Below are 15,267 nucleotides of genomic sequence, written 5' to 3'. Positions count from 1 at the left end.
TGTGCGGCGCGATGCTGTTCTGGACGTCCATGACGAGGAGGGCAGTGTGGGTGGCGGGGGCATGGCGAATGGGCGCCGATGCGGCGGACGCGACCGTCGAGCCCATGCAGGAGAAGGTGCGCAGCAGCCCGGACGAGGCACCCATGCGCTCCGGATCGGCCTGCCGGTACAACGAGTGCTGCAGGGCGAGGTTGTTGAGCCCCTGCGGCACACCGAACACCAGAGCAACGACGAGCAGCATCCAGACCGGGCTGCTCGCGTGCAGGGACAGCATCAGCGGGCACGCGACGATCTGGTCCACGGCGCCGACGACGAGTTTGCCCCGTACGGCCTCGCGGCGACCGGTGAGCGTGGAGACGACGATGGCCAGCGCAAACATCGGCATCTGCACGAGTCCGGCCTCGGCGGCGGAAAGTCCGCGGCCTTCTTCCACTCACTGGGTGAAGCCGTAGAGGAAGACGTAGGAGACGACGTACGCCACCAGACCACGCCCGTAGGTGGAGCAGAAGTGCGTTTCCGCCGAGCACCCGCAGGTCGATGAAGGGCTCGCGGGCGCGCAGCTCGCGCCGGGCGAACGCGATGGCCGCCGCGAGGAGGTACATCGACTCGACGCCCAGGTTCATCAGGAACAGCAGCAGGGTGACGAGCATCGCCGCGAACAGGCCGAAGCCCGGGAGGTCGAGGCGCGCGGCGATGCCCGCGTGGCCGCCGGGCAGAGTACGCGGAGTCTTCGGCAGCCGCAGCGCGCCGAGAGTCAACGCGGCTGCGGAGAGCGCGATGTTCAGGGCGAAACTGGACAGTTCTCACTGGGTTCATCGCGCTGACGCATCGAGTGCCCGGAAATGTCGGGCGACTGCCACGGATAGGATCGGCCGCGTCGGCGAGACCGCTGGTGTGGGCACTGGTGTGGGTATTCGGGCATCGAGGAGTCGTTCATGGACCGTTCCGGCCCGCAGCATGCCGCACGCCTGGCCACATACGGATCCGTATCCACTCACTTGTCGTTGCTGAGCGACCGTCGACTCGGCGAAGTCGTGGCCGCGGCCATCCCGCTCGGGTCCGCCATCGGGGGCAGGTCCGCGGAGCTCGAAGTCGGTGGGGCCAGGGTCTTCGTCAAACGGGTCCCTCTGACGGACGTCGAGATGCGGCCGGAGAACGTACGGTCGACGGCGAACGTCTTCGGGCTGCCGGCCTTCTATCAGTACGGGGTGGGCTCATCCGGGTTCGGGGCCTGGCGTGAGCTGGCCGTGCACACGATGACCACTGGCTGGGTCCTCGGCGGCGAGCACGGCAGCTTTCCGCTGATGTACCACTGGCGGGTCCTGCCGGACTCCCCTCTCCAGGGATTCGCCGACGAATTCGGGGGTATCGACGGGGCGGTCGCACACTGGGAGGGCTCGCCAGCCGTGCGTGAGCGGCTGGAGGCCATCGGCCGGTCCTCCTCCAGTCTTGTGATCTTCCTGGAACACGTGCCGCACACACTCGCCGCGTGGCTCAGCGCCCACAGGGCGGCCGCGCCGGAAGGCGAATACGGCCCGAGGTACGCGTGGGCGGAGGAAGCCCTGATGCGCGGAGCCGACTTCATGAGATCCCGCGGGCTCGTCCACTTCGATGCCCATTTCCACAATGTCCTGACCGACGGCCGGTCGATCTACTTCGCGGACTTCGGCCTCGCCCTGAGCTCAAAGTTCGAACTCTCTTGGATCGAGGCAAAGTTCCTCTCCGACCATCTCGCATATGACGGCCACTACATCGCGAACCATCTGCTACGGCACCATCTGCCCGACGGTCTGCGCGGCAGTGTGGATCACGGGGCGTTTCTGCACAACTGGATCGCGGGCGAGAGGCCCGAGGGCGTCCCGCCCGTGATCGCCACGATCATCGACCGGCACGCCCGGACTGCCGTCGTCCTGGACGGGTTCCACGGCCGCCTGCTTTCCGAGAGCAAGCGGACGCCGTATCCGACGGCCGACATCGAGCGGGCCGGGCAAGGAATTTGCTCAGCGGAATAGCGGTGGATAGGGCGGGCCGGCACGGGCGTCCGGTGCGGGAGAATGCCTCGACGGCCACTACGCCGGGCCGCGCGCCCCCGAGGACAATGGCTGGGTCATGCCGTACGCCCACACCGATGTCGCCCGCGACCACATGACCAGCGTCCGGGAGTCGGCGACGACGGCCCTGCTCGGACGGGTCAACGCCGGGAGTTTCGTCGGTTTCTGGCCCACCGTCATCGGTGCGGAAGGTGTCGACCCACGCGACGAGGGCTTCGCCAAGTGGCTCCTCGACACCGACAAGGTGGTCCTGTCCTCCACCCTCGGCCAGGCGTCGTGGGAGCGGACGACGATCGTCGACAAGCCGGCCGCCGAGGTGGTCGCGGACCTCAAGGCCACCGAGGGCGGCGACATCCTCGTACTCCACAGCGCAAGCGTCATCAAGGCGCTGCTGGCGGCCGACAAGGTCGACCGGCTGGCACTCACGGTCTTTCCGGTCTTCCTCGGCGGCGGTCCGCGCCTGTTCGACGACGGCCTCTGCCCACGGGGCGGTGGGTGCTCGTCAGCCAGGCCGCGGGCGAGCACGGCACGTTGACTCTCGTCCACGACCGAGTCCGCTGAGCCGGCGAGTGGCTGCCGTCCCCGGCCGCCGGAGCCTGAATCCATCGGCGAAACCGGGGGCCGTGCCCCCGTCCCCGCGCTGACGGGAGAGAACCGATGGACGGCTTCGGCCCCGCACCCGGTCGTAGGGTGCGGGGCCGAAGCCGCTAAATGAGCGCTGCGGTCACGCTACTCCTGGTCGGCGGTGCGGCGGCGCTTCCACCACACCAGGCCGCCGCCGACGGCCGCGAGGGCTGCGGCGAGTCCGGCGATCAGTCCGACCGGCGCACTGGAGCCGGTGTCGGCGAGGTCGCCTTCCGGATCCTTCCCGCCCGTGCCGCCGCCGTTGCTGCCGGTGGCCGGGGGCGTGCCGGGGTCGGTGGGCTTGCCCGTCGGCTCACCCGGCTTGGTCGGCGTGGGAGTCGGCTTCGGGTCCGGTCCCGGGGTGTCGCCGCCGCTGGAGATGTCGGAGGAGACGGTGTTGCCTCCCAAGAGCAAGAGGTTCGCGTCGCCGTCCTTGGCATTGTCCGTCAGCGTGCGCACCGACGACTTCGTCTCGCGAGGGAGATAGCGGTGATCGGTGTCGAAGCGCTGCTTGGTCATGTTCCGCTTGGGCTGCTTGGAGAAGTCCACTCCGCCCACGCTCATGGTGTACCGGCCGCCGCCGGCGTCGTGCTCCCACTGCTGTTCGCCTTCACGCAGCGACTTCAGGTACGCCTGGTACACCTTCTCCCGCGTCCAGTCCTTGTTCTCCCCGCGCAGCGGCCACGAGGAGACGTCGTTGCTGTTGATCACCTTGTGGTAATCGGTGGGGGTCTTGGCGTCCTGCTGGCGGATGAACTCCGCCGCCACCCGGGCCGTGTAGACGCGGCGCAGGTCGGCATAGCGCGCGTCGTTGTTCACGCGCCTTTCGACCTCGGGCATGATCAGCCGGTTCATGCGGTCTTCGGTGGCCTTCTTCTCGGCCTCGTTGAACTCGCACAGGTACGGGTCGCCCGGCATGTTGTCGATCTTCAGGTACTGGGCCTTGACCTTCAGCGGCGTGTCCAGGATGTGGATGCCGCCGTTCTCCTCGCGGACGACCGCGGTGTCCGGCTCGATCCAGTTGCGGACCTGGAACCAGCAGGGGACGCCCTCGGAGTTACGGGGCAGCGACTTCCAGTACTCGTCGGCCTCCGGGCGCTTCGTCGGGTTCATCGCATCGGCGAAGTCCCTCTTCAGCTCCAGGTCGGCCTCCAGCAGGGTCCGGCCGGCGTCGGTCTTCCCGAACGCGCTGTCCATGATCTTGTCGGGCTGGTCCGGGTTGAGGTTGACCCAGAACTTCTCCGGGGTCAGGGCGAGCCAGGTGAAGAACGCGTCGTTGATGAGCTGCGCCTTCTCCTTGCCTCCCCAGCCGGCGGTGTCCTCGGGGACTTCCTTGGCGGAGAAGCTGTAGTCGACGCCTTTGCCCTTGACCGGCTTGCCGATGTACCGCAGCTCCAGCGTGGTGAAGTCCACCCCGCCGGGCCCCTTGGGCTGGAGCCGGTTGGGGTCGGCCGCGTTCTTGCGGTCCAGGAACTCCTTCATGGCCTTCGGGTTCGGGCGCGACTCGCGGATCAGGTCCTGCGCGCCGCCGCCGGTGACGCCCTTGGAACCCGGGGGCTGCATCGTGGTCGTCTTGTCCCGCACGCCACCGCCCGGGGCCAACTCGACCTTCCGGGAGCGGTAGTTGTACTCGGTGACCTTGCCCGGGGCGTTCTTCTTCAGTTCGCTCAGGTGCTTCCTGGCAGCCTCCTCCTGCGGCTCGGCGAAGACGTACTTCAGGGACTTGACCGGGCTCTTCTCCTGCTTGGACCAGGCGATGTCGCCGGGCTTCTGCTTGGGGTCCGGGCGCCCGTTGGACTTGATCTCCAGCGCCTCTCCGGTCTTCTTGTTCCAGGCGTCCGCCTGACGCCGGTGGGTGTCGCCGGTGTCGGGGTCGGTGAAGTCGAACTCCTTCTGGCAGATCCAGTCGTCGCCGACGAGCCCGTGATCCTTGATGATCTTCTTCTCGAACGCCTTGCCGCGCGGGTCGTTTCCGGCGTTCTTGATCAGGATGATGTCGCGCCAGTAGGTGAAGTCACCGTAGGCCTTCGGGTTCTTCTTGCTGGCCCTGATCCACTTCCACCAGACCCGGTCGACGGCCCGGGACTTCGGAGGCTCCTTGGCCTCCTTCTCCAGCCGTTTGACGTCCTCCTCGGACGGCGGACCGAGGCCGTCCCACTTCTTGCCCGGGTTCTCGTACTCGTAGGTGTCCCACTGGGACTTGGCTCGCGAGGCATCAGCATCCGCGTCGGGCAGATCCACGATGGCCTGGAGGTCCTCGGCCAGGTCGAAGTAGTCCCGGCAGAGCATCCCCGGGTTCGGTGGCTTCTTGGCCGGCGCGGCATCCGCACTGGAGGTGAGGCCCGGCAGGCCGGTGAGCGTGAGAGTCGCCGCGGCGGCGACCGCGACAGCGGACGACAGGCGCGCCCTCACGCGTAAACGTATGGATTTCAACTCTTTGTCCCTTACCTGAGGGGGCTTGGGGGACACGTGAGAGCGGTGTGAGCCCCCCGTGACATGACACCGCCAACGAGGCAGTCTGTACCTCAACTCTTTTTGAATGCAACCTGATTGGCGACACGACACGCGGGCCGTTGCCGCACCGGCGGGGACACCGAGTAGGGTCGGCCGGTATGGAGATGACCGAGGACGAGCACCAGGAGCTGGCCGAGCTGGACCGGATCCGTTCCAGCAACCCCGTCCTGGACGCCTGGCTCCAGATCCAGCAGCAGGAGTTTCCCGCGTGGGCCCAACAGCACCACGGGGAATGGGACTTCACCCCCGCCTCTCTTGAGCTCCTGGAGGCCCTCGTTCGCTCCCGCTACACCAGCAGTGACCAGGCATGGGAGGAACGCGGCAGCGACTTCCTCCAGACAGCCGCCTGGTATGTCGGCGAGGTCCACAACCGCACCTGCGGCACCCGGTGGCAGTTCCACCCCGACTCCGCCACAGCCGACCCGGCCGTGTGGCCGTTCGTCACCGTGCCGTTCGACCGGCTCTTCGACTTCGAGGACGAAGACGGCATCGAATCCGATGCCAGGCCCCTGTACACGCCGGTCAACCGCCTGTGCGGAATCCTTGACGCGGACGGCGGGAGCCTCATCACCGACATCGATATCCACACACCCCCGTCGCAGTAGTCGGCAGGATCGCCTCAACGCGCCTTGGGAAACGGCCGGTTAGGCCGCGACGGTCCGACCGGTGCGGCGTATCCGCGATCCGAGCGGTACGGGTTCTCGCTGCTCGTGGCCGAGAGGGGGTTGACCGGGCCGAGCAGGGTGAGCTCTCCCCCGTCCGGCGCCACAGCCGGCTCCCGACCCAGGCCCCGGCCGAAGTCCACCAGGAGAGCACTTTCACACCACGTCGGTGTATCGAGGCTATGGTTCGGCGCATGCACTCGCTGATCACCGCCATCGTCGAACACGACGAGGCCGCTCACTTCCTGGCCTGGCCGGGCGACTTCGACCTCGACCGAGGGGACCATGTCGAGAACGTCCACCTCGCGTCGGGCGCGGCGTTGGAGGGCTTCGCGGGTGATGGAGCGGGGGGCACGTACTTCTTCTGCGGCGATGGCGGCGAGGAGCGACCCGTCCTGTACGCAGACTCCGAAGGTGGCGCCGCTCTGGTCGCGATCGGCTTGCCGGAGCTGCTGCGGCTCCTCCTGGTCGCGCCCTGGTGGCGCGACTGCCGCGCGTTCACCGAGGAGGAGAGCTGCGAGCTGGCCGCCGAGTATCGGGAGGACATGCCCGACCTGACAGCTCGACGGGACCGTGCGGCCAAGGCTCTCGGCCTCGCCCTGTCCAGCGAAGCCGCGGTCCTGGCTCGCCTGCACCAGGTCGCCACTGGGACGGGCAAGGACTTCATCCTGGTCTTCACGGCGGAGGACGAGCCCTATGACCCGCTGATCAAGGGCTGAGTGCCATCGTCCCGGTCCGTCCGCCGACGTGAGCGCCGGAAATCGCCCGGCCGGCGCCACATCGGCCACGAGGAGCGCCGGATCGCTCCCCTGTCCACCTGCCGTCGGCGGGCTGCGGGGTCACCCCGCGGGCCGGTCCACGCGGATCAGAGTCTGCTGGCCGTTGGCGACGAGCTTCCGATCGCCGCCGGCCCGGACGCCGTACACCTCCAACTGGCATACGGTCAGGGTGCGTCCGGACTTCAGGACAGTCCCGATCGCTTCGATGTGGTCACCCGCGGCGGGTGCGAGGAGGTTGATCTTGTACTCGACGGTGAGGACCTCGGACTCCTCGGGGAAGAGCGTGAGCGCCGCGTAACCGCCGGCGCTGTCCGCGATGGCGCTGGTGGCACCCGCGTGGACGTAGCCGTGCTGCTGGGTCACCTCGGGACCGGACGGGAGCTCGATGTGGACCCGGCCGGGGCCGATGTGGGTCATGCGTGCGCCGAGGTGGGTCATGAGGCCCTGGCGGTCGAAACTGTTCTGGACACGCTTCTGGACGTCGGGGCTCGCCTGTTCCTGCTGCGGTCGGTCTCCCATGTGCTCCCCTTCGTACGCGTACGGGCAAGGCGGGTTCGTAGCCCGACCAGGCATTCCGCCAGCAGGGACCGCCGATGACGGTCATCATGGCACCGGAAGGCCGACGGCCGGGAGCCTGGTCCCCAGGACCGGGCGGGCAAGAACGCCGACGCCGACGGCCGGGTGGGCCAGGAGCCAGGCCGTCATCCGGAGGGTGCCGAGCAGTCCGGCCTGCGGTGCGACGGGCCGGCCGTACGCGGTGCCGATGCGCTACGGGAACGTCGATGAACCACGGGAACAGAGAGCTCGGTGGCAGCAGAATGTATCCAGTGGCAGGCGCGGCTCCGTCTTCTGTAGGTTCTGCCGATGCGGCAATTCGCGGAGATCGAAGACCTGTCGGAACTCGTGCATGATGCGCTGGGAACGGGACGCCGCGTTGTCGCGGTGGACCGGCTGCGCGGGGGAAGCAAGAAAGGCGTGTACCGGGTCCGCCTCGATGGACCCCGTACAGAGAGTGTGATCGTCTACAGCTGGGCCGAGGCCGAGAACTTCTGGCCGGACGCGCGAGAGACCGATCCGGCCGACCCGTTCGCACCCGCCTCCGGGATGGTTCCGTTCCTGACCGCACGACGGACTCTGGAAAGTCTCGGGGCACGGACTCCGCAGGTGCTCCTGGCGGATGACAGCCGGCGCCGCTTCCCGGCGGACGTCGCCGTAGTCGAGGACGTCTCCGGCGGCACGCTCGAAGCACTCTTCGAAACCGACCCCGGGCGGGGCGCCGGGGCCCTGGGCGACCTCGCCGAAATGCTTGAGGTGATGCACCGGGACCGGGCCCGGCATTACGGCAAGGTGGACCTGCTGGAGCGGGGCGACGGCGTGTCCGAGGTCTCGTGCGAGCGGCGGGTGCTCGACCGCGCCCTGCGGGACCTTGCGGAGGCGGCGGGCCGCGACGGCAGCATCGCGACGGCCGGCGCCGCACTGCGCGACCGTCTGCGGGAGCTGGCCGAGCGGGTGAGCCCTCGCACGGAATACGGACTGATCCACGGAGAACTCGGGCCCGACCACGTCCTGATCGACGCCGAGAGGCGCCCCGTCCTGATCGACATCGAGGACCTGATGTACTTCGACATCGAGGACCTGATGTACTTCGACATCGAGTGGGAGCACGTCTTCCTCCAGCTCCGCTTCGGCGAGCGGTACACCGCGCTGGCCCGGCCCGGTCTCGATCCGCAGCGGCTCGACCTCTACATGCTCGCGATGCGTCTGTCGCTGGTGGCCGGTCCACTGCGCCTCCTCGACGGTGACTTTCCCGACCGGGCGTTCATGCTCGGCGTCGCCGAGCACAACGCGAAGCAGGCTCTGGCGCTCCTGCCGTCGGCGTAGCCCCCGGGGCACGCGAGGTCCTGTGGAGCACTCGTGTACGACCGCGTCGGCCTCCTCGGGGCTACGTGTCGGCCCGGCCGTGCGGGACGAGGGCGTCGGATGGTCACCGTCCAGCCGGCGTCGCGGACTTGGGCGGTCGGAGTTCGGCGCGTCGCAGCATGGGCACAGACAGGCCGAGTGCCGCGGCGAGCAGGCAGATCGCGCCGCATCCGGCGAAGAACACGTCCGCTCCCCACAGGGACACGGTGACGCCGACGACCGGAAAGAGTGCGGGTGCGAGGCCGAGCGTGCACAGGGTCGTGACCGAGGTGACCCTGCCGAGGTATCGGGAGTCGGTCTCCGTCTGGATCAGGGCACCGGTCACGGTTGTGGTGAACCCGCTGGTCAGGCCGATCAAGGCGCCGAACATCACGGCGGTGGGCAGCGAGGGAGCGTGCCCCAGGGAGGCCGCCCCCGCGGCGGTGCCGAGCAACGCGCCGGACATCGTCAGTCCGGCGCGCGGTATCCGGGGAGACACGGTGAGCAGCAACGCAGCGGCCGCCGCTCCGACGCTGAATGCGCTCGCGACCCATCCCATGCCCGAGGCGCCCCAGCCGCGTTCGTCCGCCAGGAGAACCAGGCCGGTGGCGACCGGGCCGCTGAAGCACATCTCGCTCAGCCCGATCACCGCGACCAGTGGTGCGAGCATCCGGTGGCGGCGGACATATCGCAGGCCGTCACCCAACTCACGCCAGGTGGAGGCACGTTGAGACACCGCCTCGGTCTCGGCTGCGATGCGCACCGTGAGCAGAACGACGAGCGAGACGGCGAAAAGAACGCCTGCGACCGTGAACGCACCGGCCGCACCACCGATCACCAGCACGGATCCCGCCAGAAGGGGGCCGACGGCGTTGCTCAGCCGGATCGACAGCCCGCGCATCCCCTGTACCCGGGCGAGTTGCTCAGGCGCCGTGATGCGCGGCGGGAGCACGCCCACCGCCGGCATGAACACCGCGTCGACCGCACCGAAGACCAACGCGACCGCGACCAGGAGCCACACGCTCGGTGACGCGGCCACAACCGCCGCAGCCACGGCGAGGATCACCGCGCAGCGGATCGCGTCGCTGACGACGGCAACCCGGCGCGGCCGGAAACGGTCGGCCACTACGCCCCCGCCGAGCATGAGCACCGCGCGGGGAAGCGCCCCGGCCGCGACCACCAGGCCCACCTGCGACGGCCCGCCGACGCGAGTGGCAGCCCAGGACAGAGCGAGAAAGTACACGACGTCGCCCGTGACCGAAGCCGTGTACGCGGTGAGCCACCGCAGTACATTGACGTCCCGGAACGCGGGCCGCGCGGACAGGGACATGTCGTGGGCGCTCACGCGTCGCCGGTCGGCGGCTGAGCCGTACCGGGCACCGGGAACGCCTGCACTTGCAGCACCACCGGAGAGGAGCCTTCGGGCGCTTCGCTCGCTCCGTGCCGGTAGCGGGAGATCACCTCGAAGATCTCGGCCCTCATCCGGTCCACGTCACCAGGGGTCAGATACAGCAGGAAGTCGCTGTAGGCAGTGGCGTCGAGCCATTCCTCAGGAAGCAGCGCCACCTCCTGCGCGGCCCGGCGCAGTCGATCGGCAGCGGCCACGGCGACTGCCTGTACGTACGCGCGTCCGGCCTCGCGCTGTTCCGCGGGCGCGGTCACGGGATCGTGGATCGACTGCCGATGGACGGATTTCCACCATCGTTCCCGTCCGGTGCCCCGGTCCGGCTCGTCCACGATGAGTCCGCCCGACGCGAGGCGGCGCAGGTGATAGCTGGCCGCGCCGGGGTTGATGCCGAGTTCGTCGGCGATGCGGGTGGCGGTGGAGGGACCGCGCTCGCGCAGCAGGGTGAGCACGTTCAGGCGCAACGGGTGAGCGAGTACGCGCAGGGCAGCGGTGTCGAGTTCGATGTCCCGTTCCGAGGACTCGGCGGAGGCAGAGCACTTGGCGGAGGGAGTGGAGGAAGCGGCCGTGCGCCGACGATAGACCTACAACAGTCCTTTCGAAAGAGATGTTGTGAAGGCATGGGTGATGCGCAGGAGCCTGAACCCACGAAGGGGCAATACACCGGCCCTTCGAGTCGTCCCCCGGTCTTCGATACGGACGAGGGTGCCGAACGCCGCAATCTCCGTGACCGGCCCGGTGACCACTCGCCCGACCCGCGCGCTACCCGCGGCAGGTGGGCGAAGCCGCTGATCTCCGGCTCATGGACGGCCAGTTGACGGAAACCCTCGCCCGGCCACGGATCACCGGCCGGGCTCGCGCTCGGGGATTGCGGCCAGGGTGATCACGCGGTGCATGACCGCCGTCGGAATCGAAGGGTTCTGGGCGGCGTCCTCGGCACTGTGCTCATCGAGGAGCAGGGAGACCAGGACGTCCGACGGCAGGGCCGGGTTCTGCCGGGCCGAGTGCTGGACACTGTGGCCGGCATCACCGGCCAGCCTGACGGCGGATGCGGGTGACAGCCGCGGGTCAACGGCGGCGCGGCCTCGCACCTGGACGTCGGGGTCGTGGCTGAACCGTTCGACGAGGGCGGCGCACGATGCGGGGTCGTCGAGCGCCGGAAAGCGGAAACGGGGATCCGGTTCCTCGGCGAAACGGAGGAGGTCGTGACGGGGAAAGTCGGGGTGATTGAGGGGACGCCCCGGGAACGAGAAGCTGCCGGCCACCAGCTCCACACTTCCAGGAGCAGGTTCGCCGGGGCGTCGCTGACAGGAGCTGGCAGCACATCTCCGAAGCCGACGCCGGAGTCGACGCCAAGGCCGGAGTCGACGCCAAGGCCCGATGGTTGACCTGCCTTGGCGCTGGTACTGCCATCGGGCCGGGGCCGACCCGGACGCAAGGGTGAGGGTCGGCTCCGGCAAGGTCGAGCAGGGTGTCTCAGCCGGCGTCGGCGGTCTCGTCGAAGAAGCGGACGATGCGCGGAAGGGCCTGCCTCACCGAGTCACTGTGGTCGAAGTCGCCGACGTCCGTGAGCCGGTAATCGGCGCCGTTGCCCGTCAACTGTTGCGCACAGTATTCGGAGTGGGAGTCATCGACGTCCTGGTCGCCGTGGGCATGGAAGAGGCTCACAGGTACGTTCGGCTTCCAGTCGCACGTGGTGTCCAGCGCGTTGAGCCGGAGCTTGAGGGTACCGCTGGGCGTGCGGATCTTGTCCAGGAAGTCCTCGGTGAACAGGTCCTTGGAAGCGGGCGGCAGCGCGCCGGCGATCTGCTCGGTCGTGTGGTCACCGTCGAAGAGGCCCTCCACGATCTGGTCGTAGGGCGCGCGGAAGGCTTCGCCCGGCGAGCCGTAGAGGCCGTAGGTCTTGTTCCATGCGGTGGCGAAGTAGGCGAGATAGAGACCGGACTTGGCGATCTTGTCGTCCGCCGCCGCCGCCTCGAACGCGGACAGATGGAACGGGCCGGCGACCGGGGCGAGCGCTCCGAGCCGGAAGTAGTGGTCGGCGCCTTCCTCCTGGAGTGCCCGGCCGACCAGCATCGTCGCCGGCCCGCCCTGCGAGAACCCGCTGACCTGGACCGTACGCTCGAGTTCCCGGCCGTTTCGGTGGGCGAAGGCACGGGCCGCGCGCAGCCCGTCGACACTGGCGGCTACGGTGGCCCGTGGGTCACCGTAGGGGTGGAAGCTCTCGCCCGCGCCGAGGCCCACATAGTCGGGGGCCGACACCGCGCGTCCGGTCGACGCGAACAGGTACGCGGCGAGTCGGTCGTCGGAGGCGGGGTTCTCCGAGGCGACGTCCTTGCGGTAGGCGATGGTTCCGTGCAGCCAGGAGACGGTCGGCAGACGATGCCCGACGGTCTTCGGTAATACGAGGAGCTGGCTCGCCGTGGTGGGCTCGCCCGCGCTGTTCGTGGTGCGGTAGACGACCTGGTACGCCGTCACTCCGTAGCGGACCTGGGAGGAGTCGATCTTTCCTCGGAGCTCCAGGGTCACCTGTTGTGCCGTCAGTTCGGCCACCTGGCGAAAGGAGACGACGGTTCCGGCCTGCGCAGGCCGGGTGTGGGTGTCATGGACCGGGGCCGGCACGGTCGTGGCAGGTCGGGTCGGGGTCGCGGCCGTCGAGGACGAGGCCGGCAGGGTCAGTGCCGCGCCGCTGCCGAGGATCGCCGCACCGACCAGGAGCCGGGCGTGGTAGCGCTGTGAAGTCATGTGTGGATCTTGCCGACTGACGGTGGCACAGGGACATGAGGCCACCCACCCGCCTTGCGTAGGGCCAGCCCTACAGGGCTTCCCTAGGGGCGAGCGGGTGCGCAGGCGGTGGACGGAACGGCGGCGTTCGTCGGTGACCGCGGAGCACCTCGGCCCGGTGGACGGCCGCTCGGCGGAGTCGGGCTCCGGGCTTCCGTGGAAGGGCGGTCGGCATGGGGCGCCCGGTCACCGAAGGCATTGGATGTCCAGGGTCGGGTCCATGACGAGGACCACACCGCCGCGGCCGCTGGATGTCGAGACGCTCTTCCCTGAGCTGGCCGGGTACCGGGGCACCACCGCCCGGTTGCACCCGAGGCCGGGGAACCCGGACGTGTCGGCCAGTTCCGTGGGTGGGCCGATGCTGTGGCCGGCGGACGAGCCGTGGCCCGTGTGCACCGAGGCCCACGGTCGTGGACGTGGCCGGTGTCCTGCGGACATACACCGGGAGCGCGAGGTCCTGGCCCTGCAGCAGGGAGCCGACGAGAACGCGGATGTGCCGATCGGCTACCAGTACGACCTGTCCCTTCCGCCCGGCCGGGTGTCGCAACGTCTTCGTCTGCCCCGCCGCTCCCGACCACCCGCACCGCTGGAGCATCCAGTAGCCCGTCCGGCTCCCGGGCCGGTGGCCGGCTCACCGGCGTCGCGTCAGCTCCCTGTCGGCCCGGCCGTCGCCGCGGGCCGGGCCATGACCGGCATGGTGTCTGGGCCATCAGGATCCGCCGGTTCGCACCCTTGATCAGTCTTTGAGTTTTCCTCGAATCGCCCTTGCTCCGTCACAAGCACGCGTGATCATGGAGCCTCCAGGAGCCGAGGGGTGCGGCTTGCGTCCGCTTCGCATTGCCCGCCGCTCGTCCTTTGCCCCTGCCTCTGCAGCTCAGTCAATGGAAGGTAATCCGTGCGCAAGCTCGTGTACTACATCGCGTCCACTCTCGACGGTTTCATCGCGGGACCGGACGGTTCCGACCCCACCGGTCCGGACGGCTTCTGGCCGGTGCCCGAGGACTACGTTCAGCACCTCATCACCGAGTACCCGGAAACCCTGCCCGCTCCGGCCCGTGCCGCACTGTCCGTCACCGCCGACGGCACGCATTTCGACACCGTCCTCGAAGGACGCCGCTCCTACGAGATCGGTCTCCGGTCCGGGTTGACCGACGCCTACCCGCACCTGCGGCATCTGGTGTTCTCCCGGACGCTGAGCGAGAGCCCGGACCCGGCGGTGGAGCTGGTCGCGGACGATCCGGCGGAAACCGTCAGGCAGTTGAAGAAGCAGGACGGCAAGGACATCTGGCTGATAGGCGGTGCCGAGCTGGCCGGTGCGCTGTACTCCGAGATCGACGGGCTGATCGTCAAGCTGAGCCCGCTGACCATCGGCACCGGGATTCCGCTCTTCTCCCACAAGGCGGCATTCGATCCGTGCGGTTGGGAACTCACCGACCACACCGTCCTGAAGAGCGGGGCGGCCTTCCTCACCTACGCCCGCCGAATCCCGGCCGCGTAACAGTCGGGCGAGGGCCGTGAACACCCGCGGCCCTCGCAGCAGCGGTTCCTCGACAACACCCTCGGGCCCGCACCACGCCCGAACGGCAACTCCGGTCCCGGCGACCCGAACCGGGTCCCGGAGACCGGAGTTCGCCACATCACGCGAGTCCCGGATCAGCTCACAGCACGCGCATCCCGGGGACCGGGCAGCGCGAAGCGAGCAGCGCACGGCGACGGGTCTCAGGCTCCGCAGAACGGCATGGCCCGCACGTATCCGCCGAGGTTCTCGTCGTCGGTACCCAGGAGGGCATCGGCAGAGCCGGGCAGACACTCCACCGCCTCGATCTTGTACCGCGGGAACGTCCCGAGCACGGCCGGGTGCGCCGCCAGCGTGATCCGCACCTGGCCGGCGGCCGACACGGTCACCCGGCCCGCGTCGCTCACCGCGGAGTCGAACGGGCCGTCGTCACCGGCGTCCGATGCCGAACTGACGATGATCCGGCCGGAACCGGTCACCGAGATGTCGGAGATGTGTCGGGCGCCCTCGCCCGTCGGGTACGCCGACAGGTAGGCCCGGCGTGTGACGGCGCCGAACTGCGGCTGTCCCCACGCAGCGAACGACAGCGGCGCCGCGTACAGCGTGGCGGGACGTTCCGCGCCGGCTCCCCGGTCCGCCCACAGGGCGGCAAGGTTCCCGCCCCGGGCGACGAGCGCGAAGCTCTCGAAGTCGTCGCCCTCACCGATGCCCGGCAGCGGCGAGTAGCCGAGGACGGCCGCCGTGGAGCCGGTGACCTTCAGGCGGTAGACGATGCCGCGGCTGGCGAGCGCCAGGTACTCCCCCGGCATCCCGGGGATGGCCTCGATGGCCTCCAGGTCGACGGGTTCCGGGCCGTCCCAGGTGATCGGGGAGATACCGTCGGAGCCCTCCCGGTGGGTTGTCTGAACTGAGCCCTGACCTGCGGAAACGTGACTGACCTCGACGGATTCCGCCGAACACCCCCGGATTCTTCCGAGAATCCACGGCTCGCACAGTCTCCGTGTTCCCGTGGGAACACAGGCGGGAACTGGCC

12 protein-coding genes and 3 pseudogenes are annotated in these 15,267 nt (G+C 69.1%); 7 read left to right on the top strand and 8 right to left on the bottom strand.

Annotated features, from left to right (window positions below):
- Nucleotides 1-73: 73 nt before the first annotated feature.
- Nucleotides 74-794: pseudogene (locus OG611_RS25730) on the bottom strand (MFS transporter); the annotation flags it as partial.
- 141 nt (nt 795-935) lie between these two features.
- On the opposite strand from OG611_RS25730, the gene OG611_RS25725 reads away from it, so the two are divergent.
- Complete coding sequence (locus OG611_RS25725) at nt 936-2,012, top strand: serine/threonine-protein kinase (protein ID WP_266424446.1); 1,077 nt, start codon at nt 936-938, stop codon at nt 2,010-2,012.
- Between the two features lie 46 nt (nt 2,013-2,058).
- Nucleotides 2,059-2,612, top strand: a pseudogene (locus OG611_RS25720) (dihydrofolate reductase family protein); the annotation flags it as partial.
- Between the two features lie 168 nt (nt 2,613-2,780).
- Here OG611_RS25720 and OG611_RS25715 read toward each other — a convergent pair.
- Nucleotides 2,781-5,087 carry an LAETG motif-containing sortase-dependent surface protein gene (locus tag OG611_RS25715; protein ID WP_266424441.1) on the bottom strand — a complete coding sequence of 769 codons (2,307 nt, stop codon included), beginning with the start codon at nt 5,085-5,087 and terminating at the stop codon, nt 2,781-2,783.
- Between the two features lie 200 nt (nt 5,088-5,287).
- On the opposite strand from OG611_RS25715, the gene OG611_RS25710 reads away from it, so the two are divergent.
- Together OG611_RS25710 and OG611_RS25705 are read left to right on the top strand one after the other, a co-directional pair.
- Nucleotides 5,288-5,794, top strand: coding sequence for a hypothetical protein (locus OG611_RS25710; protein ID WP_266424439.1), 507 nt, complete (start codon nt 5,288-5,290; stop codon nt 5,792-5,794).
- 251 nt (nt 5,795-6,045) lie between these two features.
- Nucleotides 6,046-6,570 carry a hypothetical protein gene (locus OG611_RS25705; protein ID WP_266424436.1) on the top strand — a complete coding sequence of 175 codons (525 nt, stop codon included), beginning with the start codon at nt 6,046-6,048 and terminating at the stop codon, nt 6,568-6,570.
- 120 nt (nt 6,571-6,690) lie between these two features.
- Here OG611_RS25705 and OG611_RS25700 read toward each other — a convergent pair whose 3' ends face one another.
- Nucleotides 6,691-7,149 carry a PaaI family thioesterase gene (locus tag OG611_RS25700; protein ID WP_266424433.1) on the bottom strand — a complete coding sequence of 153 codons (459 nt, stop codon included), beginning with the start codon at nt 7,147-7,149 and terminating at the stop codon, nt 6,691-6,693.
- Nucleotides 7,150-7,494: 345 nt separating this feature from the next.
- On the opposite strand from OG611_RS25700, the gene OG611_RS25695 reads away from it, so the two are divergent.
- Nucleotides 7,495-8,511, top strand: a complete 1,017-nt coding sequence (locus OG611_RS25695; protein ID WP_266424430.1) for a phosphotransferase family protein — start codon at nt 7,495-7,497, stop codon at nt 8,509-8,511.
- Nucleotides 8,512-8,614: 103 nt separating this feature from the next.
- Here the strand turns inward: OG611_RS25695 and OG611_RS25690 are convergent, their stop codons facing one another.
- The 4 genes from OG611_RS25690 to OG611_RS25675 form a co-directional block, all read right to left on the bottom strand.
- Nucleotides 8,615-9,859: an MFS transporter gene (locus tag OG611_RS25690; protein ID WP_266426230.1), complete on the bottom strand. Its 1,245-nt coding sequence runs from the start codon at nt 9,857-9,859 to the stop codon at nt 8,615-8,617.
- Nucleotides 9,860-9,870: 11 nt separating this feature from the next.
- The gene (locus OG611_RS25685; protein ID WP_323180272.1) at nt 9,871-10,440 is read right to left on the bottom strand and encodes a helix-turn-helix domain-containing protein; all 570 of its coding nucleotides are present in this window, start codon (nt 10,438-10,440) and stop codon (nt 9,871-9,873) included.
- 336 nt (nt 10,441-10,776) lie between these two features.
- On the bottom strand, nt 10,777-11,199 hold the full coding sequence (locus tag OG611_RS25680; protein ID WP_266424428.1) for a hypothetical protein: 423 nt from the start codon (nt 11,197-11,199) through the stop codon (nt 10,777-10,779).
- Between the two features lie 211 nt (nt 11,200-11,410).
- The gene (locus OG611_RS25675; protein WP_266424425.1) at nt 11,411-12,679 is read right to left on the bottom strand and encodes a S9 family peptidase; all 1,269 of its coding nucleotides are present in this window, start codon (nt 12,677-12,679) and stop codon (nt 11,411-11,413) included.
- A 259-nt stretch (nt 12,680-12,938) separates the two neighbouring features.
- Here OG611_RS25675 and OG611_RS25670 point away from each other — a divergent pair.
- Together OG611_RS25670 and OG611_RS25665 are read left to right on the top strand one after the other, a co-directional pair.
- Nucleotides 12,939-13,181, top strand: a pseudogene (locus OG611_RS25670) (hypothetical protein); the annotation flags it as partial.
- A 432-nt stretch (nt 13,182-13,613) separates the two neighbouring features.
- Nucleotides 13,614-14,216, top strand: coding sequence for a dihydrofolate reductase family protein (locus OG611_RS25665; RefSeq protein WP_266424422.1), 603 nt, complete (start codon nt 13,614-13,616; stop codon nt 14,214-14,216).
- A 221-nt stretch (nt 14,217-14,437) separates the two neighbouring features.
- Here OG611_RS25665 and OG611_RS25660 read toward each other — a convergent pair whose 3' ends face one another.
- Complete coding sequence (locus OG611_RS25660; RefSeq protein WP_266424419.1) at nt 14,438-15,043, bottom strand: hypothetical protein; 606 nt, start codon at nt 15,041-15,043, stop codon at nt 14,438-14,440.
- Nucleotides 15,044-15,267: the final 224 nt, after the last annotated feature.

The sequence above is a fragment of the Streptomyces sp. NBC_01363 genome (assembly GCF_026340595.1).
In the GTDB taxonomy this organism is placed as follows: Bacteria; Actinomycetota; Actinomycetes; order Streptomycetales; family Streptomycetaceae; genus Streptomyces.
This window is presented reverse-complemented; position numbering and strand designations above follow the sequence as displayed.

Bases quoted from the DNA above. Each gene is read 5' to 3' on its own strand.
- OG611_RS25695 (WP_266424430.1), top strand. From the start codon at position 7,495: ATGCGGCAATTCGCGGAGATCGAAGACCTGTCGGAACTCGTGCATGAT.
- OG611_RS25725 (WP_266424446.1), top strand. From the start codon at position 936: ATGGACCGTTCCGGCCCGCAGCATGCCGCACGCCTGGCCACATACGGA.
- OG611_RS25660 (WP_266424419.1), bottom strand. From the start codon at position 15,043: ATGCCGGGGGAGTACCTGGCGCTCGCCAGCCGCGGCATCGTCTACCGC.
- OG611_RS25675 (WP_266424425.1), bottom strand. From the start codon at position 12,679: ATGACTTCACAGCGCTACCACGCCCGGCTCCTGGTCGGTGCGGCGATC.
- OG611_RS25710 (WP_266424439.1), top strand. From the start codon at position 5,288: ATGGAGATGACCGAGGACGAGCACCAGGAGCTGGCCGAGCTGGACCGG.
- OG611_RS25700 (WP_266424433.1), bottom strand. From the start codon at position 7,149: ATGGGAGACCGACCGCAGCAGGAACAGGCGAGCCCCGACGTCCAGAAG.
- OG611_RS25690 (WP_266426230.1), bottom strand. From the start codon at position 9,859: ATGTCCCTGTCCGCGCGGCCCGCGTTCCGGGACGTCAATGTACTGCGG.
- OG611_RS25705 (WP_266424436.1), top strand. From the start codon at position 6,046: ATGCACTCGCTGATCACCGCCATCGTCGAACACGACGAGGCCGCTCAC.